Annotated in this window: 21 protein-coding genes, 4 pseudogenes and 1 riboswitch; of the genes and pseudogenes, 17 read left to right on the top strand and 8 right to left on the bottom strand. The window is 41.4% G+C overall.

Annotation, left to right across the window (positions count from 1 at the left end; genetic code table 11):
- Positions 1 to 5 precede the first annotated feature (5 nt).
- The 7 genes and pseudogenes from ACRWSG_RS05530 to ACRWSG_RS05500 all read left to right on the top strand — a co-directional run bounded on the left by ACRWSG_RS05530 (position 6) and on the right by ACRWSG_RS05500 (position 6174).
- The gene (locus ACRWSG_RS05530) at positions 6 to 926 is read left to right on the top strand and encodes an ornithine carbamoyltransferase (protein WP_054551090.1); all 921 of its coding nucleotides are present in this window, start codon (positions 6 to 8) and stop codon (positions 924 to 926) included.
- Between the two features lie 9 nt (positions 927 to 935).
- Positions 936 to 2140 (top strand): annotated as a pseudogene (locus tag ACRWSG_RS05525) (argininosuccinate synthase).
- A 52-nt stretch (positions 2141 to 2192) separates the two neighbouring features.
- Positions 2193 to 4057 (top strand): annotated as a pseudogene (gene argH, locus ACRWSG_RS05520) (argininosuccinate lyase).
- Between the two features lie 252 nt (positions 4058 to 4309).
- On the top strand, positions 4310 to 4516 hold the full coding sequence (locus ACRWSG_RS05515; RefSeq protein WP_199530179.1) for a hypothetical protein: 207 nt from the start codon (positions 4310 to 4312) through the stop codon (positions 4514 to 4516).
- A gap of 7 nt (positions 4517 to 4523) precedes the next feature.
- Positions 4524 to 5051, top strand: a complete 528-nt coding sequence (locus tag ACRWSG_RS05510) for a hypothetical protein (RefSeq protein WP_199530178.1) — start codon at positions 4524 to 4526, stop codon at positions 5049 to 5051.
- A gap of 71 nt (positions 5052 to 5122) precedes the next feature.
- Entirely contained in the window at positions 5123 to 5593 is a 471-nt protein-coding gene (locus tag ACRWSG_RS05505) for a hypothetical protein (RefSeq protein WP_199530177.1), read from the top strand.
- Between the two features lie 47 nt (positions 5594 to 5640).
- A complete protein-coding gene (locus ACRWSG_RS05500; protein WP_462165834.1) occupies positions 5641 to 6174 on the top strand; it encodes a hypothetical protein in 534 nt (177 codons plus the stop codon).
- Positions 6175 to 6183: 9 nt separating this feature from the next.
- Here ACRWSG_RS05500 and ACRWSG_RS05495 read toward each other — a convergent pair whose 3' ends face one another.
- Complete coding sequence (locus ACRWSG_RS05495) at positions 6184 to 7560, bottom strand: capsule assembly Wzi family protein (RefSeq protein WP_199530176.1); 1377 nt, start codon at positions 7558 to 7560, stop codon at positions 6184 to 6186.
- Complete coding sequence (gene coaD / locus ACRWSG_RS05490) at positions 7557 to 8039, bottom strand: pantetheine-phosphate adenylyltransferase (protein WP_054551099.1); 483 nt, start codon at positions 8037 to 8039, stop codon at positions 7557 to 7559. Before coaD ends, ACRWSG_RS05495 begins: the two co-directional genes overlap by 4 nt.
- A gap of 217 nt (positions 8040 to 8256) precedes the next feature.
- Here coaD and ACRWSG_RS05485 point away from each other — a divergent pair, with 217 nt between their 5' ends.
- Together ACRWSG_RS05485 and thiI are read left to right on the top strand one after the other, a co-directional pair.
- Positions 8257 to 8910, top strand: coding sequence for a TetR/AcrR family transcriptional regulator (locus ACRWSG_RS05485; protein WP_138619258.1), 654 nt, complete (start codon positions 8257 to 8259; stop codon positions 8908 to 8910).
- A 108-nt stretch (positions 8911 to 9018) separates the two neighbouring features.
- Positions 9019 to 10477: pseudogene (thiI, locus tag ACRWSG_RS05480) on the top strand (tRNA uracil 4-sulfurtransferase ThiI).
- A 75-nt stretch (positions 10478 to 10552) separates the two neighbouring features.
- On the opposite strand, the gene ACRWSG_RS05475 reads toward thiI, so the two are convergent.
- A complete protein-coding gene (locus ACRWSG_RS05475) occupies positions 10553 to 11446 on the bottom strand; it encodes a ketopantoate reductase family protein (protein ID WP_199530175.1) in 894 nt (297 codons plus the stop codon).
- On the bottom strand, positions 11439 to 11789 hold the full coding sequence (locus tag ACRWSG_RS05470) for a VanZ family protein (RefSeq protein WP_462165833.1): 351 nt from the start codon (positions 11787 to 11789) through the stop codon (positions 11439 to 11441). The genes ACRWSG_RS05475 and ACRWSG_RS05470 overlap by 8 nt, the downstream gene beginning before the upstream one ends.
- 157 nt (positions 11790 to 11946) lie before the next feature.
- Between ACRWSG_RS05470 and ACRWSG_RS05465 the strand changes: the two genes are divergently transcribed.
- Both ACRWSG_RS05465 and ACRWSG_RS05460 read left to right on the top strand, forming a co-directional pair.
- A complete protein-coding gene (locus ACRWSG_RS05465; protein ID WP_054551104.1) occupies positions 11947 to 12429 on the top strand; it encodes a YajQ family cyclic di-GMP-binding protein in 483 nt (160 codons plus the stop codon).
- A gap of 571 nt (positions 12430 to 13000) precedes the next feature.
- Positions 13001 to 13156, top strand: a riboswitch (cobalamin riboswitch).
- A 34-nt stretch (positions 13157 to 13190) separates the two neighbouring features.
- A complete protein-coding gene (locus ACRWSG_RS05460) occupies positions 13191 to 15044 on the top strand; it encodes a TonB-dependent receptor domain-containing protein (protein ID WP_462165832.1) in 1854 nt (617 codons plus the stop codon).
- Between the two features lie 60 nt (positions 15045 to 15104).
- Here ACRWSG_RS05460 and msrA read toward each other — a convergent pair whose 3' ends face one another.
- The 3 genes and pseudogenes from msrA to ACRWSG_RS05445 form a co-directional block, all read right to left on the bottom strand.
- Positions 15105 to 15638, bottom strand: a complete 534-nt coding sequence (msrA, locus tag ACRWSG_RS05455) for a peptide-methionine (S)-S-oxide reductase MsrA (protein WP_199530174.1) — start codon at positions 15636 to 15638, stop codon at positions 15105 to 15107.
- Between the two features lie 84 nt (positions 15639 to 15722).
- Positions 15723 to 18820 (bottom strand): annotated as a pseudogene (locus ACRWSG_RS05450) (efflux RND transporter permease subunit).
- 3 nt (positions 18821 to 18823) lie between these two features.
- Positions 18824 to 19876 (bottom strand): efflux RND transporter periplasmic adaptor subunit, encoded by a 1053-nt coding sequence (locus ACRWSG_RS05445; protein WP_138619266.1) that lies wholly within the window; start codon positions 19874 to 19876, stop codon positions 18824 to 18826.
- 242 nt (positions 19877 to 20118) lie between these two features.
- On the opposite strand from ACRWSG_RS05445, the gene ACRWSG_RS05440 reads away from it, so the two are divergent.
- The 4 genes from ACRWSG_RS05440 to ACRWSG_RS05425 all read left to right on the top strand — a co-directional run bounded on the left by ACRWSG_RS05440 (position 20119) and on the right by ACRWSG_RS05425 (position 23475).
- A complete protein-coding gene (locus tag ACRWSG_RS05440) occupies positions 20119 to 20832 on the top strand; it encodes a DUF2982 domain-containing protein (protein ID WP_138599679.1) in 714 nt (237 codons plus the stop codon).
- A gap of 27 nt (positions 20833 to 20859) precedes the next feature.
- Positions 20860 to 21192: a hypothetical protein gene (locus ACRWSG_RS05435; protein WP_054551111.1), complete on the top strand. Its 333-nt coding sequence runs from the start codon at positions 20860 to 20862 to the stop codon at positions 21190 to 21192.
- 83 nt (positions 21193 to 21275) lie between these two features.
- Positions 21276 to 22952, top strand: a complete 1677-nt coding sequence (locus ACRWSG_RS05430; RefSeq protein WP_199530173.1) for an Lcl C-terminal domain-containing protein — start codon at positions 21276 to 21278, stop codon at positions 22950 to 22952.
- Between the two features lies 1 nt (position 22953).
- A complete protein-coding gene (locus ACRWSG_RS05425) occupies positions 22954 to 23475 on the top strand; it encodes an Lcl C-terminal domain-containing protein (RefSeq protein ID WP_054551113.1) in 522 nt (173 codons plus the stop codon).
- Here ACRWSG_RS05425 and ACRWSG_RS05420 read toward each other — a convergent pair.
- Positions 23463 to 24572, bottom strand: a complete 1110-nt coding sequence (locus ACRWSG_RS05420; protein WP_054551114.1) for a tRNA nucleotidyltransferase — start codon at positions 24570 to 24572, stop codon at positions 23463 to 23465. The two genes, ACRWSG_RS05425 and ACRWSG_RS05420, sit on opposite strands and share 13 nt — an antisense overlap.
- A 125-nt stretch (positions 24573 to 24697) precedes the next feature.
- On the opposite strand from ACRWSG_RS05420, the gene ACRWSG_RS05415 reads away from it, so the two are divergent.
- On the top strand, positions 24698 to 25618 hold the full coding sequence (locus ACRWSG_RS05415; RefSeq protein WP_138599682.1) for an ExeA family protein: 921 nt from the start codon (positions 24698 to 24700) through the stop codon (positions 25616 to 25618).
- A 13-nt stretch (positions 25619 to 25631) separates the two neighbouring features.
- Positions 25632 to 26681: a general secretion pathway protein GspB gene (locus ACRWSG_RS05410; protein WP_199530172.1), complete on the top strand. Its 1050-nt coding sequence runs from the start codon at positions 25632 to 25634 to the stop codon at positions 26679 to 26681.

The following is a 26681-nucleotide window of genomic DNA, read 5'->3' as shown; positions in this document are numbered from 1 at the left end:
ATTTCATGTTAAAAAATTTCTTAAATGGTCTTGAATTAGACCAAAAAGGCGCACTTAAATTACTAAACTTAGCGCAAAAAATTAAAGCAAACCCAACAGACTTCAGCCAAGCATTAGCGGGCAAATCAGTGGTTACCTTGTTTGAAAAGCCAAGTTTACGTACTCGTTTATCATTTGATATTGGTATTAATAAACTGGGTGGTCACGCAGTTTATTTAGATTCACAAAATGGTGCCATGGGCGCTCGTGAATCGGTTAAAGATTTTGCTCTTAATATCTCAACTTGGGCTGATGGCATTGTTGCTCGCGTGAATGCGCACAAAACACTGACCACACTTGCTGAATATTCATCGGTGCCTGTTGTTAATAGCCTATGTGATTTATATCACCCATGCCAAGCACTTGCTGACTTTTTAACGCTGCAAGAAGTGCATGGCGATGTTAGCAAACTAAAGCTTGCTTACTTAGGTGAAGGTAACAACGTCACACACTCTCTAATGCTATTAGCAGCCAATTTAGGCACTGATTTTGTTGCAGTTTGTCCTAAAGGCAGTTCGCCAGATTCGCAAATTCTCAAGCAAGCAGAGCAAATTGCAGCAATGAATGGCGCGTCTGTTATGGTGAGTGACAGAATTGAGGCGGCAGTTGGCGCAAATGCAGTCTATGCTGATACCTGGGTTTCAATGGGTGATAAAACACCGCTTGAGCAGGTAAAAGCTAAATATATGCCTTATCAGCTTAACCAAGCCCTATTAGAGAAAACCGGTGCGCAGACTGTACTGCATTGTCAGCCAGCGCATCGTGAGTTTGAAATTACCTCTGAGGTAATGGATGGTCCAGCATCAAAAATTATTCAACAAGCAGAGAATCGTATGCACGCGCAAAACGCTCTACTTGTCACATTATTAAATCCAAATTTTGTTTAAGGAACACCAATGAGTTCAATTAAAAAAGTCGTATTAGCCTATTCTGGTGGTCTTGATACATCGGCAATCGTGCCATGGTTAAAAGAAAACTACGGCTGTGAAGTAATCGCGTTTGTTGCTGATGTAAACGTCAAGGCGCAGAGGAGCTTGAAGGCGTTGAAGAAAAAGCCATTGCTTCAGGTGCGTCGGAATGCCATATCGTAGACTTAAAAGGCGAAATGGTCAGTGATTATATTTACCCAACTTTAAAAACGGGTTCTATTTACGAAGGCACTTATTTACTAGGTACGTCTATGGCGCGTCCAATCATTGCTAAAGCGCAGGTTGAAATTGCCCGTAAAGTAGGTGCTGATGCGCTTTCACATGGTTGTACTGGTAAAGGTAACGATCAGGTGCGTTTTGAGTCATGTTTCGCAGCCCTTGCACCAGATCTAAAAGTGATTGCACCATGGCGTGAGTGGGACTTATCAAGCCGTGAATCATTACTTGATTACTTAGCTGAGCGTAATATTCCGTGTTCTGCGTCAGCTACGAAAATTTATAGCCGTGATGCGAATGCTTGGCATATTTCTCACGAAGGTGGTGAGCTTGAAGATCCATGGTGCCAACCAAGTGATCAAGTATGGACATGGACTAACTCGCCAGAGCAAGCACCTAATGAAGCAGAATATGTAACATTAAACGTTGTTGAAGGTGAAGTGGTTGCTGTTAACGGTGAGTCATTAAAACCATATGACTGCTTAGTTAAATTAAATGACATTGCTGCGCCGCATGGTGTGGGTCGTGTTGATATCGTAGAAAACCGTTTAGTGGGTATGAAGTCGCGTGGCTGTTATGAAACACCTGGAGGCACTGTGATCATGGCAGCTCTTCAAGCGATTGACGAGTTAGTGCTAGATAAATCAAGCCGTAAATGGAAAGAAGTGCTTGGTGGTGAGTTCTCTCATTTAGTCTATGATGGTCGTTGGTTTACGCCATTAAAAGACTCGATTCTTGCAGGTGCTGAATCACTGTCTAAGTTAGCAACGGGTGAAGTAGTACTTAAGCTTTATAAAGGCCAAGTCACTGCGGTACAGAAAAAATCACCGAATAGCTTATACAGCGAAGATTTCGCAACCTTCGGCGAAGATGATGTATATGACCAATCTCATGCAGAAGGTTTCATTCGTTTATTCTCGCTTTCAAGCAGAATCTCAGCACTAACGAAAAAGTAATTTAATTATTGCCCTGCATTGCAGGGCAATAGCCGAATTTGGAGACAGTTCAATGGCACTATGGGGCGGACGTTTTTCTACGGGTCCAGATGAAGCGTTTAAACAATTCAACGATTCACTTCCTTTTGATTATCAACTTGCAGAGCAAGACATTATTGGTTCAGTTGCTTGGGCTGGGGCGTTAAAACAAGTAAACGTTTTAAACCAGCAAGAATACGATGACTTAGTTGCAGCACTTAATAAGCTGTTAGATGAAGTTAAAGCAAACCCACAAGCAGTTGCTGTAGCAGGGCATGAAGATATTCATTCTTATGTTGAATCAGCACTGATTGATAAAGTGGGTGACCTTGCTAAAAAGTTACACACTGGTCGTAGTCGTAATGACCAAGTTGCAACAGATTTCCGCTTGTGGTGTCGTGATACAGCTGAGCATATCCTTGCAGCAATCGCAGAGCTGAAAGGTGAGTTTATTGCCTTAGCTGAGCGTGAGCTTGGCACTATTTTACCGGGTTACACACACTTACAGCGTGCACAACCTGTGTTATTTAGTCATTGGTGTATGGCTTATGTTGAAATGCTTGAGCGTGATGAGAGCCGTTTAAGCGATGCCAAAAACCGTATGAACTATTGCCCACTTGGTAGCGGTGCATTAGCCGGTACTGCGTACCCAATTGATAGGCAAATGCTTGCCGAAGGGTTAGGCTTTAATGGTGCCACACGCAATAGCCTTGATGCTGTATCAGATCGTGATTTTGTGGTTGAGCTATTAAGCTGTGCATCGATTTCGATGATTCACTTATCGCGTATGGCCGAAGATTTAATTTTCTATAATTCGGGTGAAGCGGGCTTTATTGAGCTTTCTGATGGGGTAACATCAGGCTCTTCACTAATGCCGCAAAAGAAAAACCCAGACGCACTAGAGTTAATTCGTGGTAAAACTGGCCGCGTTTTTGGCGCATTCAGTGCCATGATGATGACACTTAAAGCGCTACCACTTGCTTACAATAAAGATATGCAAGAGGACAAAGAGGGCTTATTTGATGCGATGCCAACTTGGCTGGCATGTATTCATATGGCGCAAGCGTGTATCAAAGGCATTAAAGTTAATGCAGATAAAACATTAGCAGCTGCAAAAGGTGGTCACTCAAATGCGACTGAACTTGCTGATTATTTAGTGGCTAAAGGTATTCCATTTAGGGAAGGTCATCACATTGTTGGTACGCTCGTGCAAATGGCTATTGCACAAGGGAATAACTTAGAAGATTTAAGTTTAGAGCAATTTAAGTCAGTGCATAGCATTTTCGAATCAGATGTATATCCTGTATTAGAAATAGACGCCTGTATTAAAGCAAGACAAGCGCAGGGTGGTACCTCTCTCGAGCAAGTAACAAGTGCCATCAAATACGCAAAAAAAAACAGCAAATAGCGGTACGTGACGCAACCTTAAATGATGTTGAGTCTATCGCTAAGCTTATTCAGCATTGGGCTACGGTAGGTGAAAACCTACCACGAGCTAAAAGCGACATGATTCACTCAATTAATGAGTTTGCTGTCACTGAAGTTGAAAACCAAGTTGCTGGCTGTGCCTCGCTTTATATTTACGATACTGGCCTTGCTGAAATTCGCTCGCTCGGGGTGGACCCCGAATCACGAATTGCCGGGCAGGGACGTCAACTTGTTGAACATTTGCTAAAAAAAGCCAAAAGCTTGGCGCTTAGTCGGGTAATTGTTCTGACAAGAGTGCCAGAATTTTTTGCAAGCCAAGGTTTCAGCTTTTGTAGCAAAGACAGTTTGCCAGAAAAAGTGATTAAAGATTGTGAGCTTTGCCTTCGTAAAGATAATTGCGATGAAGTGGCAATGGAATATATTTTAAAGCCAAGTAATAGCGCGGTGATCCCGTGTAAACACGTGGCTTAATTTTCCCTGGATAGGAAAAACGCACGGTTACCCCTGTGCGTTTTTTTATGTCTGAAATTTAGATTTACTGACTTTTATGATCAAAATGATCAACTTTTGTAAAAGTTGGATCGTTAATTGCTTTTATTATCAATGCGGTGGCAACGTCGCGATGAAGTATAAAAAAGCGTCAAAAAAATGAGAACGCTTAACTCAGCTTACAAGCTATTGTAAGCTACACTGAAAAAACAATTAACTTAAAGGAATTAACTTATGCAAGTTTCAAACAATAGCCAATTGCAAATGCAAGCTTATAGCCAAATGCAACAAACAAAGCCTGCTTTGGAACAAACTACTAGTAATAAAACCCTGCAATCTGATACAGTAACTTTATCAAAAGAAGCGCTGTCTTTATCAGGTGGTGTAGAGATTCAACGTGGCGGTGGTGCAATGCTCCCACCTAGCAAGAAAGAGTACTAGGAACTGAATGTCTTTTATAGAGCAACTAGGTTTTTTTTCCCTATCCGCAATGAGTGCGTGGGGATTTTTAATGGCGTTCTTTTTTAATATTTTTGTTTATTGTATAGATGAAAATAAAAGAAAAACCACGTTGCTCTTAAGCTCATTTATAATGATGCTCTCCTATCTAGGAGGGGATTATTTTTTCAATTGGATAACTTATACTGCTACTACTTTTCTAGATTGGGCTCTTTATGATCTAGCTACACTTACATTCTTGGTTGTTTCTTTCTATTTTGTAAAACGTACTACGCCTTCATTTATTTATCTTATTGTAGGCTTGATAATTAACACAATTTTGTTCCTTTCTGTTTACCTAGACGTTGAAGTTTATAAAAATACCACTCATTGGATTTTATGGGATGTGTATTCTCTCGGAGTCAATATAGTTGACTTTACAATGATTATTGCTCTAATTGTTGATCGCGACTTTCTATTCTTAAATAAATTGAAAAACTTTGTTTTTGCTTCTGCAAAGACTCATAAATTAGCTTAATAATAACAGCCATGTACATAAGTGACTTTGTCGGAAGTTTGATAGGATCTTTCATTGAATGGGGGTTCTTAATGGCTTTTCTTTTTAATTTAGTGACCCACATTAATAAACCTGATAAACGCTTAGTTATTTTGGCGTTTATAATGATGGTTTCATACTTTTTAAGTGGTATTTTTAACTTATCTATTTATAGCTATCTAAACTGGTTTTATTTCGACCTGCTAACCATAACAACAATTTTAGCGTGGATTTGCATTACAAAAATAGGCACTTTTAATGCGATCTACTACATTGTCTTCGGGTTGCTTTTAAACGCAACTTTGATGATTAGTATATTTTTAGATATTTTTGTTATCGAAAACAGAACACCTTGGGCACTCTGGAGTATCTATTCGTTTGGAGTAAATACCGTTGATATAATTATGCTCATTGCATTGATTACGAATCGCGACTTTTTTCTTTTGCATAAACTTTGCCGTCTTATGAAATATAAAATTAGAGCGTCATTTTTAGATAAACCTGAACACCTTACTAACGCTTAATGAAACTCGTAGTATTTTTAGAGTAGCTAAATTTTAAGACTTACTTCATGCTTAAACTAATCCAAGACAACTTTGGAGTATACCTCGCAGCATTCATCATGTGGGGGTTTTTGATGTCGTTTCTTTATAACATGGTAAAGAAATCATCTGTACCGAATGGTGACAAAACAGTGATGTGGATCTCACTTGCACTGTTTATTTCTTACATGATGAGCGACCCATTACTCAATATCGCGCTTGGTTATGATATGTTAGATTCAAGCTTTGCCTATGTCATATGGGCGCTATCTGATTTAACAATTCTGCTAATTGTATGGTTAATTGCTCGAAAGCGAAATCTTGCACAGGCTCCAGCTAAGCTTTATGTGTACACTGGGCTTCTCGTCAATTCATCACTGTTTTTAGCCATGTATTTCGATATTAACTATGCTTATACTGGAAGTTGGTGGTTTTGGGATGTTTACAGTATCACTGTGAATCTGATGGATATCATGATGCTCATCGCCCTTTTCAGTAATAAAGATTTTCTAGGGCTTGTGAAGCTATATAGGCGAGTTCGACGCCAAGCTGAACCAGCTTGACCTCATTAGTTAGAAACGGAATTCCCAACTGGTTCTAAGGGCTGTGTTTGTTTCTGACTCATCGCCTATTTCATCTTTTGAAATAAGCCCCGTCACTTTCCACAGACCATTAAAGACAGATTGTTGATAACCGAGTTCTAACTGCAGCTGACTCATATCTGATGCGAGCTCAGCTTGCGCTGCTTCGCTTTCAATCCAACGAAGCTTAGCATGGCCACCATAACCGTTTAGAGTATGGTAATAGGCGCCTAGGATAGCCGATTTACTTTGTTGTGGTGTTGAGCTGCCGATTAAACGTGAGCGTTGTGTATAGCTACCAGAGCCATATACGCAATCACTAATTTGCTCACAAGTTTGCTCTGTATTGGAGTATTCAAAGTAGCTTTTTAATAGACTTTCTTTCGAGCCAAAATAGCTTTCAACACCCAGCGTATAAAATGGCTCTCTCGGTGCTAAACCACTTTCATTTCGACCCATTACTTCAGCATAAAATGCCACAGGTTGCGCCGCTAAAGAGGTTGAGTACTTAACATCTAAGCTAGTTAAACGGTGTGTTGATTCACTGCTTTCTAGTGTAACAGGGTCAATTTCTAAGTTAGTTAAATAATCAGAGCCTGCACTGTTAATTGCTATTTCAAGGCCTGTTAATGGCGTACTTGCAAATCGGAGCGCCCAAAAGTCACCGTCATCTGAGCTATTTAGATATGGCTTTTGTTTGGCGTAAATACCCGTTAACTGCCAGTTACCGATAAATGATAACCAACTTGGGCCTACATATTGTGTATTTGCTCTGGTAAAGCGCACGCCTTTCATTGGCGCCGTATTATTTGATAGTAGTAGGGCGTTATCGTTACTTGGCCCCCACCAATGGCTTACTTGCTCTGCACTAAGTGACCAATTACCCAGAAGTATGGCTAAATAGCTATCTTGGTAAGTAACATGCTGCTTATCAAGGGCGTCATCGGCGTAATTTACACTGACTTTAGCGCTAACACGCTTCCCTGTGATTGAACCATAACTATTTACACCGCTTTCTTGCTGGTGGCGTTTACCAAACCCTTGCTGAGACAGTGGCTCGCTGTTGTAGTTTAGGCGAATACCTGAACTAGTTTTTTGCTTTGCATTATCAAGAGCATGTTTTACATGCTGGTACGCAAATAAGCTTTGCTCATCAAGTTGGCTGGTATTGGCAACGTCTAGGTCCCGTGCGATACCTTGCCACATTAATGGGTAGCTATTAATAGGCTGTTTAATAATGCCTTGGTTAAATAGCATTTCGATTGAAGCGCGAAGCAGTGGGTCGTCGCTTTCTATCCATGGCCCAGCAACACTTGGCGCAGAGATCATTAGTAATGCAGTTAAGCTAATGAACTTTTTTAATTTCATCCGTGAATTTTATCCTGTAAGGCTTTGGCTACAATAGGGTCAACAAACTCGCTCACATCGCCATTGTGGCGTGCAACTTCTTTAACTAGAGTTGATGATATAAACGAATTCTTTTCTGCTGGTGTTAAAAATACACTTTCTAGATCAGGGTTTAGACGACGATTCATATTAGCTAACTGAAATTCATAGTCAAAGTCAGACACAGCACGAATACCGCGAATAAGCACTTCGGCTTTATGGTCGCGAGCTAAATCAGCCAATAAGCCAGAAAAACCAATTACACTCACGTTATCAAGGTGCGCCAAAATCTTATTAGCAAGTTCAACACGCTCATCAAGGGTAAAGCAGGGTTGTTTACTAGGATTATGCGCAATGGCAACAATCACTTTATCGAACATTTTTGCCGCGCGATGAATTAGGTCTGTATGGCCATTTGTAAGTGGGTCGAAAGTGCCCGGATAGATTGCAGTAACGTTCATAACTATCAGCGATTTATAAATTTGCTTGCTATATTAACAGTGTTTTCTCGACTATGCAGCTTAGAAAATACGCGTATCGGATTAGGAACCTTCACCTATATAAGGTACTAAGCCGATTGAGGTTAATATTTTTCAAGGTAGTATTTAATTGTCGCGCATTTGTTTATACTGCTCGGCTGGGGACCGTAATAATCATAAAAAACAGAGTAAATAGGCTATGAGCACAAAGGACAAGATCATACACACCAGCATCGAATTATTTAATCGCCACGGTGAGCGTGCCATAACAACTAACCATATTGCTTCGCACATGGGGATAAGCCCAGGTAACTTGTATTATCACTTTAAAAATAAAGAAGATATTATTCGCCACATATTTGCTTTGTATAGCGACCATTTACATACCCACTTTAAACCACTGACTCCTGACGATGATGCACTAGAAAACCTAGCGGGCTATCTTGATTCGCTATTTGAACTTATGTGGCGTTTTCAGTTTTTCTACGACAACTTAGGCGATATTTTATCTCGTGATGAAGAGCTGAAAAAAGGCTACATTGCGTTTCAAGCTGAGCTTTTGGAGCAAGTAAAAGAGGTACTTTTTGCATTACGAGAAGGCGGTATCATTTGTATTGAAGACGAAGATGTCACAGAGCTTGCGCATATGCTTAAAATGACCGTGAGCTTTTGGACACCTTACATCAAAGCTCGCCGCTTAAGCGGCGAACTTGCCAGAGCCGATATTTATAACGGTATTTTAAAGGTATTGCTGCTATTAAAAGCCCATTGCACCGAGCAACACTTAGAGCAAGTAAATCAATTAAGGGCAAAGTATTTAGCCCTTGCTGAAACAGAGCAAAGCGAACAATAACCCCGCAAAGCAGTTTATTTCCTAGACGCTATAATTTTTGTTATAATCGCGCGCCCTTGAGGTTGCTATACCTTAGGGCGTGTGAAATCCACAGTCTAAGAGTGAACTATGCTTAAATTTATCGTCAAATTACACCCTGAAATCGCGATCAAGAGTAAATCTGTTCGTAAGCGTTTTACCAAGTTATTAGAAAATAACATTAAGATCGTTTTGCGTCGTGTTGACGAAAAAGTGCAGGTAAGAAACAACTGGGACAATATCTCTGTTGTTAGCTTGCTAGAATCTGAGCAAGTTCGCTTAGATATTATCGATGGCTTAAAACGCATTCCAGGTATCGTACAGTTTATTGAAGTAACAGAAACAGACTTCGACTCAATTGACGATATTTACCAAAAAGCACTTGAACTAATCGGTCACACGATTGCAGGCAAAACCTTCTGTGTGCGATGTAAACGTTCTGGTAAGCATGATTTCACATCGAGCGATGTAGAGCGCTACGTTGGTGGTGGTTTAAACCAGCATGTTGAAGGTGCACGCGTTAAATTATCTCACCCTGAAGTGACTGTTCGCTTAGAAGTACGTGATGATAAAGCATATATTGTAACTCAAACTCACTTAGGTATGGCGGGCTTCCCGTTGCCAACACAAGAAGATGTATTATCGCTTATGTCGGGCGGTTTTGACTCTGGTGTTGCTAGCTACCAAATGATCCGTAAAGGTGCACGTACTCACTTCTTGTTCTTTAACTTAGGTGGTGCGGCTCACGAAATCGGTGTTAAGCAGGCGAGTTATTATATCTGGAAACAGTTCAGCTCTACTCACAAAGTGAAGTTTGTTACTGTTGATTTTGAACCTGTTGTTGCTGAGATTTTAGAGAATGTTGAAAACAGCCAAATGGGTGTTGTGCTTAAGCGTATGATGATGCGTGCCGGTAGCCAAGTTGCAGAAAAACTAGGTGTACAAGCGCTAGTGACTGGCGAAAGTATTGGTCAGGTATCAAGCCAAACATTGGCTAATCTAAGTGTGATTGACCGTGTGACGGAAACTTTAATCATTCGCCCGTTAATCCAACACGACAAGCAAGATATTATCAATATTGCGCGTCAAATCGGCACAGCAGAGATGGCAGAAAGCATGCCTGAATACTGTGGCGTCATTTCTAAAAAGCCAACGGTTAAAGCTAAAATCAAAACTATTCTTGCCGAAGAAGCTAAGTTTGACTTCGACGTGCTAAATACAGTTGTTGAAAATGCACGTGTGATGGATATTCGCGATATCGACACCGAAGCAAAAGAAGAGGTGAAAGAAGCTGAGTCTGTATCTGATTTACCTGAAGGGGCGGTTGTTGTTGATATTCGCTCACCTGAAGAAGAAGACGCAAACCCACTAGAACTTGAAGGTATTGAAGTTGTACATTTACCTTTCTTCCGCTTAGCAACTAAATTTGGTGACTTACCAAAAGATAAAGAATATTACTTATATTGTGCTAAAGGTGTGATGAGTCAGCTACAAGCGCTGATTCTTGCACGAAGAAGGCTTTAGCAACGTAAAAGTGTATCGTCCGTAAGAGATACTGATAAAAGCGCGAAATGTTCGCGCTTTTTAATACCTGAAATCATTACGAGAACTTTCCCCTTGTAGCTTAACTTTTTATTTTTATCATGCTGAGCAGTGCTTGATTATAGGGGGTTTTTATTCCTAACTTAGCGCCTTGCTCGCACACATAACCACAAATTGCATCAATTTCAGATTCTCGATTATGGCTGATGTCTTGTTGCATAGAAGAAAAGTTTTCAGCGGTGGCTGTCATCACAGAGTAGGCTTGATCCAGCGCCTCGCTGAGTTTTACTTTAACCCCCTGTTTTTTGGCTACCAGGCACGCCTCATTAAGTAAATTAATAATACGCGTGCTAAATTGCGGTGCACGTAGCTGGCCATTTTTTACGTTATGAATCGCTGTTAACGGGTTAATAGCAATATTCACTAACAGTTTCTGCCATCGCAATGAGTGAATATCATCACTCACAGAAAAGTGTGGTAAGTAACTAAACTGCTGCTTAAGTTCACCGAGGTTTTCACATGCAGCCGCATTACATGCACCTAGCACACTTTCACCATCACCTGTATGGCTCACACTATAAGGCGTTGTTTTAAAACCAGCTAAACGCGTTGTTAAAAACGCCAACCCTTGCGTTTTTAAAAGCTGAGCATTCAGCTCATCAACATTACCCATGCCATTATGAGAAATAACGACTTGGCATGTTTTACTGAGATAAGGCTTTACTTGCCCAAAGGCTGTTTGCACCTGGAATGCTTTTACTGTTATTAACACCAAGTCAAAGGGGGCGGATTGGCTTAGCTCTTTGTGATGTATAAGGCGAGCTTTAATCGGGTGTGATTTACCATTACTCGCTTGATAAAAACGCGTGGTCAGGGTTGGCTTACGGGTCAGTAATGTAATGTCATGTTGTGCAGATAAAAAATGGCTAAACAATAAGCCAATCGCACCGTCGCCAACAATTAAAATGTTAGCCATTACGTTGTTTACTACCTAAATGAAAACCAAGTTTAATGATAAAGTAGCTAACTGCACCGATAAAATCAGCGACAAAATCCCCAACCGAAGCTTGACGATAAGGCAGCATATCTTGCATAAATTCTATGGCTGCACCATATCCGGCTAACAGTAAAATTTGCACCATAAGTGGCAATTTAAAGGCTTTGTCCATCACCATGACCAGTACAAAGAAAATACCAAAATGCGCCACTTTATCAACGTGTGGAAAGAGGTTGCTCACCCCTTTAATTTCTTTGGCAAATAAAATTGTAAAGCCAATAATGCTGGCTAAAAAGATAACTTGGTAAACACGCCTTGTCACAATAAACCCTAAAAATGCCGAAATTGAATGGCCAGTATAACAAACAATTTTTGCATCGCACCTGAACAAGTCGGATAAAAATAGAAAGAATCGACAAATAAGCGTTATAATTGCCAACCATAAATGAATTTAAAAAAGACTATGTTAGGAGAACCCCATGCCTTCATTTGATATTGTTTCTGAAGTAGAAATGAACGAAGCGCAGAATGCAGTAGATAATGCAAAGCGTGAACTAGAGACACGCTTTGATTTTCGTGGTGTTGATGCATCAATCGAACTAAGTGACAAAGTAATCAAGTTAAAAGCAGAAGCACCACAACAAGTTATGCAACTTTTTGACATTCTTGCTGCGAAAATTTCAAAGCGTGGCTTAGATGTATCTAGCCTTGAGCTTAAAGATGAGTCGCGTAGCGGTAAATACGTAATGCGTGACGTTGCTCTTAAGCAAGGTATCGAAAAAGACGTAGCGAAGAAAATCGTTAAGTTAATCAAAGACTCAAAGATCAAAGTACAAGCTGCTATTCAAGGTGAAGAATTACGTGTAACTGGTAAAAAGCGTGATGATTTACAAGAAGCAATGCAAGTTGTTCGTACTGCTGATTTAGGTCAACCATTCCAGTTCAAAAACTTCCGCGATTAATACTCTATGTTTTTAGCTTTAAGCTGTAAGTTTTAAGCTATAAGCCTACAAGTTTCTGAACTTTACAAGGAGTGTATTTTGAGACAAATATTAGGTTACAGAGAAAAAGATATCTTCTAGCTATTTTCAGCTAGAGGATATTTATGTCAGTAAAAAACAAAGCAATAGATCGTAATAAACACGGTAAAATAAACAGAAAATACACATACCACACAGTACTTATTTTTACCAACAAACACCAAGTTGGTGGGTGAAAATGACGATGACCAAGCCAAGAAGACGTTTAAATAAAGCTCTTTGTAAGCTTGTGCTTAATGGTGCTGACCCAGAAGGAATTGTTTTTCCGTTAGGAAACTCGAAACCCCATGAGTATTTCTGGTAATCATTGTTTTATAAAAGCCAATCAGCCATGCTGATTGGCTTTTTTACTTTAGGCTTACACCTTAGCACTTAACTTGCAGCTTGAAGCTTTAGACTTAAAACTTTAGTTTAGAAGTATAGCCGTCCATTGACTTTCCTCCCCAAAATCATCACAATAACGGCCTATTTTCGAGGTGCTTGCTGTATCTTCAGATACGTTTTATTTCAAAGGGTGAAATAGTCGCAAGATAATCGGGAAGTTGGTGCGTTTTCAGGGAGAAAACAATGCCAACACTGCCCCCGCAACGGTAATGTAGATGCCATGCATGTACAGAGTCCGGAGACCGGCCTTGAAGTAACTTACTATTCGCGTGTGCGGTGGGCACAGGCTAGGGGATATCATGCTAAATAAATCTGCGTTAGGCGTAGCGGTTGCTGCTGCGTTGTCTTTTTCTGTATCTGCTGACGAGCAATCAATCGAGCACATCACAGTTTCTGCCAATAAATTCGAACAATCAATTAATGATGTATTAGCCAGCGTTACTGTCATTGACCGCGCTGATATTGAAGCAAGCTATGTGCGTGACTTACCAAGCTTACTAGCCACTCAAGCAGGCTTTCAAATTAATGCCAATGGTGGTTTTGGGCAAAGCTCTGGTGTGTCATTACGTGGTGCAAGTTCTCGTCATACACTTATTTTAATTGATGGTGTACGCACAGGCTCTGCAACACTTGGCTATAAAAGTATTAGCAATATTCCTTTAAACAGTATTGAGCGTGTTGAAGTAATTAAAGGCTCACGTGCAGCTGTATATGGTTCTGATGCGCTAGCTGGTGTGATTAATATCATTACCCGTACAGCACAAAACACGACCTTAGATGTTACTTTTGGCTCAGACTCTTACCAAGAGTACCAAGTAGCGACAGGTGGTCAGTTTGCAGGTGTTGATGTTGCCGTTAATGCCGGTTATGAAAAAACAGATGGTTTTGATGTTCTGCAAGGCTTAGCGCCAGATGAAGACGGCTACGAGAACAAAAACCTTGGCTTTAATCTTGGTTATCAAAATGAGCAGTTAGGTGAGTTTTTAGCGCAAGCACAATACTCAGAAGGCGAAGCAAAATACGATAGTGCTTATAGCCCTGCAGACAGCACCGTAGAAAAAGGCGAGTTCGAAAATTACCAAGCTTCACTAGGTTGGAAAAAGGCTTTCGAAAAACACAGTCATTCCATTGATATTGCCATATCAAGTGATAGCTCAGATGACTCACGCATTGATTACACGGGTGCAACGGTGGTTGATAAGTTTGAAACTGAGCGTGAGCAAATTGATTACAATGGCCAATACTTTTTCAATCAAGCACTGACTCTTAGTGGCGGTCTGAATTGGTATAAAGATGAAGTGAACACTAATTCAGGTACTTACTTAAGAGACAGCCGTGAAGTATTCGCTGCGTTTGTTGGCGCTTATTATGACGACGAACACGTGCTGGCAAACCTAACCGTTCGCCAAGATGATGATCAGCAGTTTGGTGATGAAACAACTTACACTGCTGCTGCTGGCTATCACTTAAATGACATCGCGACATTCCGCGTAAGTCAAAGCACAGGTTTTAAATCTCCAACATTTAATGACCTATATTACCCGGGCTCAGGTAACCCAGAGTTAAACCCTGAAACATCAGATAACCAAGAGCTTGGCTTATCACTCAATGTGAATGATATCAGCCTTGATATTGCGATTTTCCGCAGCGAAATCGACAACAAAATCGCTTGGGCACCAAATGCATCAGGGCAGTGGATCCCAACTAATATAAACGAAGCTCGCCACGAAGGTGTTGAGTTTAGCTTTAAAAACCAAGTGTTTGGCTTTGATCACAGCTTTAACTTTACCTACCTTTCAGCGGAAGATACTGAGACAGGTCAGTCACTAACCTATGTGTCAAATCACAGTGTAAATTGGTCATTAAACAAAGCATGGGGTGATTTTGATGCTGGTATCGATATGCAATACCGTGGTGATCGTGATGGCAAGTTAACGCACTTACCATCGTATACGTTATGGAATTTAGTTGGTCACTACCAAGCGACTGACAACTTAACAGTGTCACTTCGTGTAGAAAACCTATTCGATAAAGAGTACAACGCCGTTGATGCCTATGGTACAGACCTAGATGGTGATTACATCAACGACGAATTTTATTATTACAACACGATCGAGCGTCGCTTGTTTGTAGGTGCCCGTTATCAGTTCTAATAATAAGGAAAATTATTAGTTCTGCGTTTAAAAGCTCGCTACCTACTTAGCGGGCTTTTTTCATTTAAGTTTAGCTGCGTAATACTGTTCGAACTTTGCAAGCTTTGGGGCAATAAGAATACTGCAATAACCTTGATTTGGGTTTTCATTGTAATAGTCTTGATGGTACTGCTCTGCAGGGTAAAAGTTTGTAAGCGGACTCAGCTCGGTGACAACCGGCTCACGAATTTGCTTTTGTAAAGCATCAATCATGGCTTGAGATTCTGCTTTTTGCTGTTCATTATGATAGTAAATAACACTGCGATACTGAGTGCCGACATCATTACCTTGGCGGTTTAATTGTGTGGCATCGTGTAAAGTGAAGAACATTTCAAGCAGGGTGTTATAGCTCACGATACTACTGTCAAAATCGAGCTGAACCACCTCAGCGTGACCCGTTAAGCCAGTACAAATTTGCTGATAACTAGGGTTTTCAATCTCACCGCCTGCATAGCCAGAGCTGACATTAAGCACGCCTTTCACACGTCTAAATGCGGCATCAATACACCAAAAGCAGCCGCCGCCAAAAGTGGCTATTTGTATGTTGTTATCCATATTAAACTCCCTTATCGTTTTGCTGACTATAGCCGAAAAAACAAAACGCCGTAAAGACGGCGTTTTGTATCAATAAAGTGCGTTTTAAATTTCTTCTAACGGCTTGTCTTTTGCTTGTTGTTCTAACTTGCTTTGTAAGTACTCAGGCGACTGAGTATTTCGAGCAAGTGCACTGTATGCTGCAGGTACCACGAATAAGGTAAGTAAGGTTGCAACAATAACACCAGTAAACACCACCACACCAATTACCATGCGGCTTTCTGCGCCTGAATCACTTGCAAGAACCAGCGGTACCGAGCTCATTACTGTGGTCAATGAGGTCATAATAATTGGGCGTAAACGCTGCGTAGCAGCTTGGCTAATCGCTTCGTTAAACTCAACGCCTTTATCGCGCAGTTGGTTGGCGAACTCAACAATCAAGATACCGTTTTTCGCACTTAAACCTATCAGCATTACAATACCAATTTGGCTGTAAATATTAAGAGTAAGTCCGGTGTACCACAAACCAAATAATGCTCCCACTAAACCAAGTGGCACAGTAAGCATGATCACAAATGGGTGAATAAAGCTTTCAAACTGGGCTGCAAGTACTAAGAAGGTGACTGTCAATGCCAGTATGAATACATAGGTCATTGCCGATGCGCCTTCATAGAACAGCTGGGATTCACCCTTGTAGTCAATTGCACCGTCGATGTCGTTTTCTTCTGCTGCAACTTGATTTAAGAAGTTAAGCGCTTCTTCTAGGGTATAACCATCTGCTAAGTTCGCACTTAACGTAATTGCGCGCATACGGTTATAACGGTTTAAACGCGATGCTGTGGCTTCTTCTTTTAAGCTAATTAAGCTATCAAGCGGTACTAATTCGCCACTGCGTGATTTTAAATAGATATTTGAGATATCAGTCGGATTAGCAAAGTCTTCTTTGGTGCCTTTTAAAATCACATCGTATTCTTCACCACGGTCGATAAAGGTCGTTACGCGGCGTTGGCCTAACATGGTTTCGAGTGTGCGGCCTACATCTGATACAGAAACCCCTAAATCAGCGGCTTTGTTTTTATCAATATTGATTAAAAACTGCGGGAATGTTTCTTTGTAATCGTGATCGATTCTTACCAAGCCAGGATTTTTCTCAGCACGCTCAATGATACGGTCTCGCCAATCGGCTAGTTGGTCGTAATCGTTACCTTGCAGTACAAATTCAATCGGGCGAGATGAACCACCGCCACCAATACCACGGCGCATAATTGCAAATGCACGCACATCGGTCACTTCAGTCATTTTGCCGCTGATTTCGTCCATTACTTCCCATGTTGAGCGCTTACGCTTATCCCAGTCGGCCATACCAATGATAGCAACACCACCTTGGCCACCCCAGCCAGGTACACGAACAAGCACTCGGCTTAATTCACCAGATTCAGAGTAAGGCATTAAACGTTCTTCAATTTTTGCCATGTTTGCAGCGTTATTTTCATAACTTGCGCCCTCAGGACCACTCATCATGATAAAGAAAGTACCGCGGTCTTCTTTTGGCGTAAGCTCTGATGGCACTTTTTGAAATAGCATAAAGCTGGCAACACCAGCCAAAATCATAGTCAGTAGCAAGCTCCACTTACGGCCCATATTTGAAGCCAGAGAGTTACGATAGGCGTTTTCGATTTTGTTAAAGGTTCTATCCATCCACTGGCTAAACTTGCTTTCTTTTTCTGAAGCTTTCAATACTTTAGAGCAAAGCGCTGGAGAAAGTGTTAATGCCGTAATACTAGAGAAGAACACTGCGGCGCTTACTGCCATCGCAAATTCTGTGAATAGGGCACCAATACGGCCATCCATAAACACTAGCGGCACGAACACCGCAATCAGTACGAGGGTGGTGGCAATAATCGCAAAGCCAACTTCACGGGCACCACGAAATGCAGCAAGCAGTGGTGGTTCACCCAGCTCTATACGGCGGTGAATATTCTCAAGCATTACAATCGCATCATCCACTACCAAACCGATAGCAAGCACGAGTGCCAGAAGAGTTAACAAGTTGATTGAGTAACCTATAGCGAGCAAGAACATAAAGCTACCCACTAACGCCACTGGTACGGTTACAGCAGGCACTAGGGTTGCGCGAATATTGCCTAAGAATAGGTAAATAACCAATACAACCAGCGCCATTGAAATCCCAAGGGTTCTATATACTTCATCAATAGACTCTTTGATGAAAATAGATGAGTCATAGCTGTCTTGAATGGTGGTACCTTCTGGCAGGTTACGCTTAATTTTTTCAAGCTCTGCGCGGGCATTATCAACCACGGTTAGGGTATTGGCTTTGGCTTGCTTGACGATACCCAAACCAATCATATTACGGCCATTACCACGGAATAAGCTTTCGTCGTCAGCAGCTTCTAGGTGAACATCAGCCACTTCACCTAAACGTACTAAATAGCCATCATCACCACGTTTGATCACTAAGTTTCTAAAATCTCGCTGATCTTTATAACTACGCGCGGTACGTACTGTAAAATCACGGTCGATAGATTCGATTTCACCGGCGGGTAATTCAACGTTTTCAGTGCGTAAGGTGTTTTCAATATCGCTACTGGTAATACCGCGTGCAGCCATCGCTTTACGGTTTAACCAAATTTTCATGGCGTATTTACGCTCGCCACCCACGCGTACGTTAGAGACACCATCAACAACGGCTAATCGGTCAACAATAAAGCGCTGTGCGTAATCAGATAACTGTAATGAATCCATGGTAGTACTGTTTAGTACGAACCAGGCAATAGGGCTTTCATCACTGTTTGACTTAGAGACCTCTGGCGGGCGAACTTGCTCAGGTAAGCTATCAAGGGCTCGGGCTACACGTTCGCGTACATCGTTTGATGCGGCATCGATATCGCGGCTGATATTAAACTCAATGGTGATGTTTGAGCGTCATTTCGGCTCGACGAGTTAATACTTTTAATGCCTTCGATACCCGAAATGCGGTTTTCGAGTACTTGGGTGATTTTAGTTTCAATGATCTCTGCGCTGGCGCCGGTGTAATCAGTGCTCACACTAACAATCGGTGTTTCAATATCTGGGTATTCGCGCAGTGGTAGCATAGAAAATGCCACCAAACCAAAGGTAAGTAACAACAGGTTTATTACGATCGCAAAGACGGGGCGTTTAACGCTAGTATCAGTAATTTTCATGGTTTAGCCCTTGATACTTACTTTGCTGCCAGTACGGATCTTAATGATGCCTTCAGTCACGACTTGCTGACCATTTTCAAGGCCTTTATCAATAGCTACCCAGCCATTGTGACGACCCGCCACATGTACTTCGACTTTGTTAGCAACGCCATCTTCAATTTGGAACACGTAGTGTTTGTCTTGCTGAGGAATGACGGCTTTCTCTGGTACCATTAGCGCTTGGTTTGAGCTTAGCTCTAATGCTGTATTTAATAGCATGCCTGGGCGTAATAGGCCTTTTTCATTGATAAAGCTTGCTGTCACTTCAACGCTACGAGTGACTGAATCGATACGCGAGCTAATGTGGGTCACTTTACCGTTGAAGGTTTTTTCTGGGTAAGCATCATTTTGCGTCATCACTTTCATACCCAGTTGTAACTGCGCTAGGTATTTTTCTGGCACTTTAAAGTCGACTTTAATGATACTGATATCATCAAGGGTGGTGATGTTTGTAGTATTGCTAACATAAGTACCAATTGAAATCTCGCGCTTGCCAAGTAAGCCAGAAAACGGTGCTTTAATTGTCATTTCTGCTAGCTTGGTTTTGGCGCTCTCAAGCTGCGCCTCGGTTGCATCAACACGTGAAAGCTGCTCTTCTAGTAAAGATTTAGCCGTTGATTGTGAGCGTGATAGTTCAGTGAGACGATCAAGTTGACGGCGCTCTTCGCGTAAATTAATGCTTAGCTCTTTAACTGCTAATTCTTCTTCTTGAGACTGTAACTGAACCAGTTTTTGACCTTTACTGACTAAGTCGCCATCATTGAAAAATATATCTGTAACATAATCGTTTTGCGCACTGCGAATATAGATCGCTTGGTTAGCACGAGCACTACCTATTGCTTCTATGAGCACAGCATTTTCTTCAGATGTGACAGTGTGAGCTGTTACTTGAGTTGCAGCGCCTGAGAAGTTGCTCTGCTCACCTTGGCTCGAAGGAAGGTATAAGTAAATGCATAACCCTAGAAAAAGGGTAATAATAAAAGGGAATAGTGCCTTACCAGATTGTGTAGAGTACATCGTCGTGTTACCAGAAATTTAGTTGAGTGTAGTGTACAAAATTAGTACGTGCCACGTATGTCAGGTATCTCATAAATTTGTGCATTTAGCGTAAAAGTGAAAAGTTATGCTAATTTGTTCCTTTATTGTGACAAATTAAGAAAGGTTTAGAATGAGTAAAGCACCAAAGTGTAATTATTGTTTAACGCTCAGAAAAATAATATTGGTCACAATTGTGATGTTTATTTTTTACTTCTCTGTTTATGGATAAAAATCTTCCTGCACTAAAAGTGCGTGCTCAATCATCTCGCCATGGCAGTGAGTTTTTAATTGTTGGTGGAATAGGGTTAATCATTATTATGCTGGTTAACTTATTGAGACCCGGTGAAATTAGCATTGTTGAGATTTTTTTGGCCACAACCTGTATAGCGGCAATTTTTATTGGCTTTTTAAAAACTCAAGAACCATACTTTAGCTTAACTTTTACTCAGAATTTGCTTATTTATCATCATAAGATTGGGAATTGGCAGTTAAATCGTGCTAATTTTCATCATAGTGGTATACCAAAAGTGGAACAGGGCTTAGAATACCTTGAGTTAAATGCAGTTGGTATTAAACTCAATAACATAGATGAATTTTTAACACAGATTCACCCAAGAATTGCCGGACGATTACTTATCGAGCAACGTCATTTATTTATGCAAGTCATTCAAAAGTATTGCAAAAATGGTGATTGCCCATCAGAATGGTTAATAGAAGAGACGGACTACACGGCCCCTAGTGGTCAGATTTATAAAGGATTGATTGCCATGTTTGCCAATCGTACGCAACATTTAAGGCAGTTGACAGGATACGATTTACTATTACCTGCCAATGTTCTTGATGTTGATATTTGGCAATTCAGTGCTGATTTGAATCGTTGGAAACTGAACCCTAAAGAGTTTTTAGAGACTCGCTTACAGAAAAGTAAGCTATAGGCGGCAGTTATGTAGTAGGAAAAGACTATGAGTCAAGAACGTTCTTTTATTAAAAGCGGTCGAAACACAATTATACATAAAGATAAGAAACTCGATTTAGTGGTTGTGAATGGTGAGAACCATCCGCGCATTAAAGTTACTCAAAATGGTTTAGAGCCGTTTAAAGAAGACCTGCCAAAAAATCGTCGCGAGGCTAAAGAGCGTTATTTAGAAATGGTGTATGTATCAAGCCCAGATGTATTTGCAGAAGAAAAACGTTTGTTGTTTATCCAAGCTCTAGATGGCAGAGAATACAAAGTTGATTACAGTAAAATAGGCACCAAGCTCTTCGTACGTATCCACCAAGAAAGTTATTTATAACCCCAAGTTTGGCATTTTAATTGCTAGTTGTTAGTTTATTTGGCAGCCGGTTATTGCCGGCTTTGTATTTTAAGGTGGTATTCATGAGATTAGTGCCTCTTAGCCTAATAGCATTAACCACATTAACAGCTTGTGGTGGTGGCGGTTCGAGTGATTCGAATACAATCGCAGCGACAGTTAATGCTGGTTCAGATCAACAAATTATTGAAAAAAGTGAATTTACTGTCTCAGCTAAAGGCTCTCCTGCAGATGGTACCTTTACCTGGGAGCGTGTCAGTGGCCCCGCAGTAGAAGGTTTTCCTGCCGAAGGTGCTGAACAAACCATCACAGCTCCTGATATTAAACTTAACTCAGAACTTGTTTTAAAAGTAAATTACCAAACCGACGATGGGCAACTTGTTTCCGATCAGGTCAGTATTTTTATTACCTCGAATAATCAACTGCCAGTTGCAGTGATCACCCAAACTGCGCCAGAAGAGTTACCGTCAAAATATAATGATGTGATCACATTAAGTGGCGAAGAATCTGCTGATATAGATGAAAACGGTACAGTTGACAGTTATTTATGGACTCAACTTGATGGCCCTGATTTAACGGCTGACAGCTACAACAACCAAACCATTAGCTTTACTCACCCACTACTTGAATCAAATACAGCGATGACATGGCGTTTAACTGTAACGGATGATGAAGGTGGATCAGCAAGTACAGAGGCGTCGTTCACCTTAAACAAAACGGTTGAGGTAATTATTGCTGATGCAGGTGTTGATCAGCAGGTTATCGAGTTTGATACCGTAACCCTTGATGCCAGCAATAGTGAAATTGTGACGGCAACAAAATCATGTTTTTGGCAGCAATTAACAGGCGAAACTGTGACCTTGGCAAACCAGAACCAATGTATCACGACGTTTGTAGCCCCTGATGTTGATACCGATTCAGAGCTTAGTTTTGAAGTTACCGTGACAGACAGTAAATCGCGTAGCGACACAGATACAGTGATTATTGATATTAGCCCAAAACCACTAGGGTTAATTAACGATACCGGGATGAGTGATTGCTACAACAATTCGCAAAAAATTAATTGCAGCAGCGAAGACTTCCCAAGCCAAGACGCAGATATAGGTCGTGACAGCGTCGCAAATCAGCTCGATAAAGTCGGTTTAGGTGATTTGGCATTTGATTTTACTAAGATGAATGAGTTTGCTGACGAACTTCCAGATGATGCGACTAGCTTTAGTTGCGTACGCGATAATGTAACTGGGCTTATTTGGGAAGTAAAAGAAGCCAGTTCAACATTGCCACCGGCAACCTCCGAGCGTGCAGCATCAAATCATTATACTTGGTATTTAAATGGTTCAAGCGGTGTGCAAACGGGTAGTGTACAAGGGGCTGCGGGCTCTACCTGTCCAAGCACCAGTGACTGTGGCCTACAAACTTACATTAATGATGTGAACAGCAGCGACTTTTGCGGTGGTACAAACTGGCGTGTGCCAACTTACACGGAATTATTAGGGTTATTAGATTATGCCAAGCAAGGTGAGTCTACGTTACTTAACAGTGACTTCTTCCCAAATCAACCAAGTGATACTCAGTTAAGCACTGGTAGCAGTTCATTTATGCCTTATTGGACTTCGCAAACCGCGGCAGACGGTACAAGTTTATCGCAAGCTTATATTATCGATATGAGTAGTGCTAATGATTTAGCGTATCCGAAAAGTAACACCGCCTTTGTGCGCTTAGTTAGAACGCCAGGAGAGTAATATGCGAAAGTTACCATTAATTACAGCACTTACTGTTATTGCTCTACAATCGGGTTATGCCGCTGCGCAAGTATGTTATAGCGCTGTCAATGAAACGACTCCTGATAGCCGCTTTGTTATTAACGAAGATGGCACAGTGAGCGACAGCGAAACAGGTCTAATGTGGCAACGTTGTACGTTTGGTCAAAGCTACAACGCTGAAACGGATACGTGTGAAGGTAATAGTCAGCAGCTTACTTGGGGCGAAGCTTTACGCGGGGCTGAAAATGCAACCTTTGCTGATTACAGCGATTGGCATGTGCCAAATGTTAAAGAGTTAGCCAGTATTTTAGAGCACAGTTGTGTGCAGCCTAGCATTAACGAAAACGCATTTTTATCGACTAAGCTGCAAAACTACTGGAGTAGCACTTCAGGGATCAGTCGCACTGATCTAGCTTGGGTGTATCAATTTGATAAAGGCATCAACAGTCTTCACGCAAAAACGTCCGATGTTTATTTGCGTTTAGTGCGCTACGAAAAGTAGCCTTTAATAATCTCTAACCGCGCTTGCTCAAGCGCGGTTTTTATTTCTGCGCCTTTAATACCTTGTGCAATAAACTGTTGCGGGCTGACTGCTCGTGCTTGCGTGGCTGCGTTTTTGAGAGAGTCATAACAAACTACAGGCTGTTGGTGACTAACTTCTAATGTTTTGAGTACTTGCTCAAAACGTTCAGGGCGACGCCATAAATCAAGTTGATTAAAGCAAGCAAAAACGGTCTCGCTAGTCGGCTTTTCTGCACTTAAACTTGTTTGATGAGTTTGGCTAAACAGCGCTAAATCGCGCACTTCATTAGGTAAGCGTATGTTGCTAGCTATCGCTTTTATCTCATTGCTTGAAAGCGCTAAGGTAACTTGGCTGAATAATAACGCAGTGTCACTAATTTGTTGTTCATTCGCATAGGCAAATCGAGCTTGTAAGGTACGGTAAAGCTCATCACACCATTTACTTTCAAGCTCAGGGCTAATTACATACAGGCCATGGATGCTGGCAAGTACATTTAGAAACTCGCTAAATGCGCCATCACTGAGGGATTTTTCGCATTCTAACCAAACGCGTTCAGCAGTTAGCGTGTTCAGTTCACCGGCTTTAACCATCTCGGTCAATAGTGACTGGGTTTCTGGCGCAATAGTAAAACCTAGGTAATGATAACGAGCAGCAAAGCGGGCTACTCGCAATATGCGTAGAGGGTCTTCACTAAAGGCATCTGAGACATGGCGTAAGACACGATTTTCAAGATCCTGCTGGCCAGAAAATGGGTCAACTAAGCTGCCATCTTGGGCTTGTGCTATGGCGTTTACGGTGAGATCTCGACGAACTAAGTCTTGCTCTAATGTGACATCCGGCGCGAAATCACAAATGAAGCCAGTGTAACCTTGACCTTGTTTTCGCTCGGTGCGCGCCAGCGCATATTCTTCTTTACTTTGTGGGTGTAGAAATACCGGAAAATCTTTACCAACTTGTTGATAACCTTGGCTGATCAGTTGTTCTGGCGTGGCACCAACTACCACATAGTCGCGTTCTTTAACGTCACGACCAAGTAGGGCGTCTCTGACTGCGCCACCGACTAAATAAACCTGCATAAAACACCTATAATTTTACCTTTTCGCTATTTTACGTTATTTAACCAATAAAATGTAAACAAGGTTTTAAGTAGCGATGTTTTTTGCCATTATAGACCGTGATTTTAAACGCAAGGAATAACACGGTGTATTTAAGCTATTTTGGCTTGTCAGAAAAACCCTTTTCGATTGCCCCAAATCCTGAGTATTTATTTCTTAGTGAGCGCCACAAAGAGGCATTAGCGCACCTTACCTATGGATTAGGTGAAGCGGGAGGCTTCGTATTATTAACAGGCGAAGTGGGTACAGGTAAAACAACACTAACAAGAAGCCTGCAAGAGCAGTTACCTGAAAACACGCAAGTGGCACAAATTCATAACCCAGCTTTGTCACAGCTTGAGCTGCTTGCCAGTATTTGTGACGAATTAAAGATTGAGTATGACAGCGCGAATGCGACTCTGAAGACACTTACTGATGTGATTAAAAAGCACCTTGAGGCAAATAATCAAGCGGGCGGTCATACCATTTTAATTATTGATGAAGCTCAATTACTCGCTCCTGATGTGCTAGAGCAATTGCGCCTGTTAACCAATATCGAAACAGATCATAAAAAGCTACTGCAAATTGTGTTAGTAGGGCAACCTGAACTGCAAGAGTTATTAAAACGCACTGAATTAAGGCAGCTTGCCCAGCGCATTACGGCTCGTTATCACTTATTGCCACTTACTGAAGGGCAGGTGTTTGCCTATGTTAAGCATCGTTTATTTAAAGCGGGGACAGAGCAAGCCTTGTTCTCAGGGGATGCGTTAAAAGCGATTTATCAGGTTACTCAAGGGGTGCCGAGATTAATCAATTTGTTGTGTGAGCGGTGCCTCGTTGGTGCATTTTCACAGCAAAAGCTAAGTATCGACAGTGAGCTTGTAATGCTCTCTGCTGCTGAGGCTCTTCCTCCAACCAGTACCCCTGTTGCAACAGTAACAAATAAAGAGCCGAGTTATGTTTGGCTTTACCCAGTTTCATTTTTAGCCGTATTAGGAATGGGTATTGGTTTATCCTACCTAATATAACGAGTGTTCATTTATGTCCTTATTATTAGATGCAATTAAACAGTCTGATCAGCATGCACAAACTGCTGTAGATCATGACCAAGCCGCTCTTGCGCTCAAACAACAGCAAGAATTAACGCGCTATCGCCGTTTGGCCTTTTCATTTGGCCTATTACTGGCGGCGATATTAACCCTTATGGCAGGTTTTTCGATTGGTAAATGGTTACAGCAAACTAAAGTTGCCGAGCAGCCAAAGGTTGTTAATAACAGCAATGAAGCCGCAGAAAGCGTTGCGACTGAAGTTGAGGCAAACCCTGAAACACAACAACCAACGATGCAACAGCAAGTAGCACAAAGCCAAACCCCGCAAGTGACCAATAACTCAGGGCAATCAGCTGCCATGCCACAAGGGCAAGTGCAACAATCTTTACCGCAACAAATGATGCAGCAGACTCCAGTGCAAGGTCAGCAATTTCAGTGGGTGCAAGTACCTGTCAATTCAGCCCCTGTGTATGCTAATCAAGGTTATCAAGTTCAGCCTCAGTACCAGCAGCAAGCAATATATCAAAATCAGCCAGTGTATCAATCACAGCCACAGTTTTCGCAGCCAATGCAGCAAATCAATCCGCAGCAAATGAGCAGTAATGGCATTGATTTAAGTAAATATAAGGTGCTAGGCAAGCCGCTTGATGGTCAGCCAAGTCAACCGGCTTCTCAACCATCAACAAATGATGAATTAAGAGATGTGCCAGATACATTGAAAGATGCCTTTGCTAAAGCAGTTGAAGATGTTGATAACAAACATAGTGTTGATATTACCCGTAGCACTAAAAACACGTCTTATGCAGAGCCTATTGAGCTTTTGCCAGATGCATTACAAAGCCTTATTCCTACCATAAAATATCAAGCTCACATTTATGCTTCAGAAACATCGAAGCGCTGGATTAAGTTAAATGGTCGTGAGTTATATGAAGGCGATAACATCGGCGTGTTATCAGTAATTGAAATTACCCCAGAGCAGAGCTTATTAAGTTACGATGGCTATGAGTTTACCTTAAAAGCATTACAAGACTGGCCTGAATAG

The sequence above is a fragment of the Pseudoalteromonas sp. GB43 genome (genome assembly GCF_054923805.1).
The sequence above is the reverse complement of the archived record's forward strand: the minus strand, read 5'-3'. Positions and strand labels throughout refer to the sequence as shown.

What these genes read in the sequence shown, in the direction of transcription:
- ACRWSG_RS05530 (WP_054551090.1), top strand. Translation starts at nt 6, where the DNA reads ATGTTAAAAAATTTCTTAAATGGTCTTGAATTAGACCAAAAAGGCGCA.
- ACRWSG_RS05515 (WP_199530179.1), top strand. Translation starts at nt 4,310, where the DNA reads ATGCAAGTTTCAAACAATAGCCAATTGCAAATGCAAGCTTATAGCCAA.
- ACRWSG_RS05510 (WP_199530178.1), top strand. Translation starts at nt 4,524, where the DNA reads ATGTCTTTTATAGAGCAACTAGGTTTTTTTTCCCTATCCGCAATGAGT.
- ACRWSG_RS05505 (WP_199530177.1), top strand. Translation starts at nt 5,123, where the DNA reads ATGGCTTTTCTTTTTAATTTAGTGACCCACATTAATAAACCTGATAAA.
- ACRWSG_RS05500 (WP_462165834.1), top strand. Translation starts at nt 5,641, where the DNA reads ATGCTTAAACTAATCCAAGACAACTTTGGAGTATACCTCGCAGCATTC.
- ACRWSG_RS05495 (WP_199530176.1), bottom strand. Translation starts at nt 7,560, where the DNA reads ATGAAATTAAAAAAGTTCATTAGCTTAACTGCATTACTAATGATCTCT.
- coaD (WP_054551099.1), bottom strand. Translation starts at nt 8,039, where the DNA reads ATGAACGTTACTGCAATCTATCCGGGCACTTTCGACCCACTTACAAAT.
- ACRWSG_RS05485 (WP_138619258.1), top strand. Translation starts at nt 8,257, where the DNA reads ATGAGCACAAAGGACAAGATCATACACACCAGCATCGAATTATTTAAT.
- ACRWSG_RS05475 (WP_199530175.1), bottom strand. Translation starts at nt 11,446, where the DNA reads ATGGCTAACATTTTAATTGTTGGCGACGGTGCGATTGGCTTATTGTTT.
- ACRWSG_RS05465 (WP_054551104.1), top strand. Translation starts at nt 11,947, where the DNA reads ATGCCTTCATTTGATATTGTTTCTGAAGTAGAAATGAACGAAGCGCAG.
- ACRWSG_RS05460 (WP_462165832.1), top strand. Translation starts at nt 13,191, where the DNA reads ATGCTAAATAAATCTGCGTTAGGCGTAGCGGTTGCTGCTGCGTTGTCT.
- msrA (WP_199530174.1), bottom strand. Translation starts at nt 15,638, where the DNA reads ATGGATAACAACATACAAATAGCCACTTTTGGCGGCGGCTGCTTTTGG.
- ACRWSG_RS05445 (WP_138619266.1), bottom strand. Translation starts at nt 19,876, where the DNA reads ATGTACTCTACACAATCTGGTAAGGCACTATTCCCTTTTATTATTACC.
- ACRWSG_RS05440 (WP_138599679.1), top strand. Translation starts at nt 20,119, where the DNA reads ATGGATAAAAATCTTCCTGCACTAAAAGTGCGTGCTCAATCATCTCGC.
- ACRWSG_RS05435 (WP_054551111.1), top strand. Translation starts at nt 20,860, where the DNA reads ATGAGTCAAGAACGTTCTTTTATTAAAAGCGGTCGAAACACAATTATA.
- ACRWSG_RS05430 (WP_199530173.1), top strand. Translation starts at nt 21,276, where the DNA reads ATGAGATTAGTGCCTCTTAGCCTAATAGCATTAACCACATTAACAGCT.
- ACRWSG_RS05425 (WP_054551113.1), top strand. Translation starts at nt 22,954, where the DNA reads ATGCGAAAGTTACCATTAATTACAGCACTTACTGTTATTGCTCTACAA.
- ACRWSG_RS05420 (WP_054551114.1), bottom strand. Translation starts at nt 24,572, where the DNA reads ATGCAGGTTTATTTAGTCGGTGGCGCAGTCAGAGACGCCCTACTTGGT.
- ACRWSG_RS05410 (WP_199530172.1), top strand. Translation starts at nt 25,632, where the DNA reads ATGTCCTTATTATTAGATGCAATTAAACAGTCTGATCAGCATGCACAA.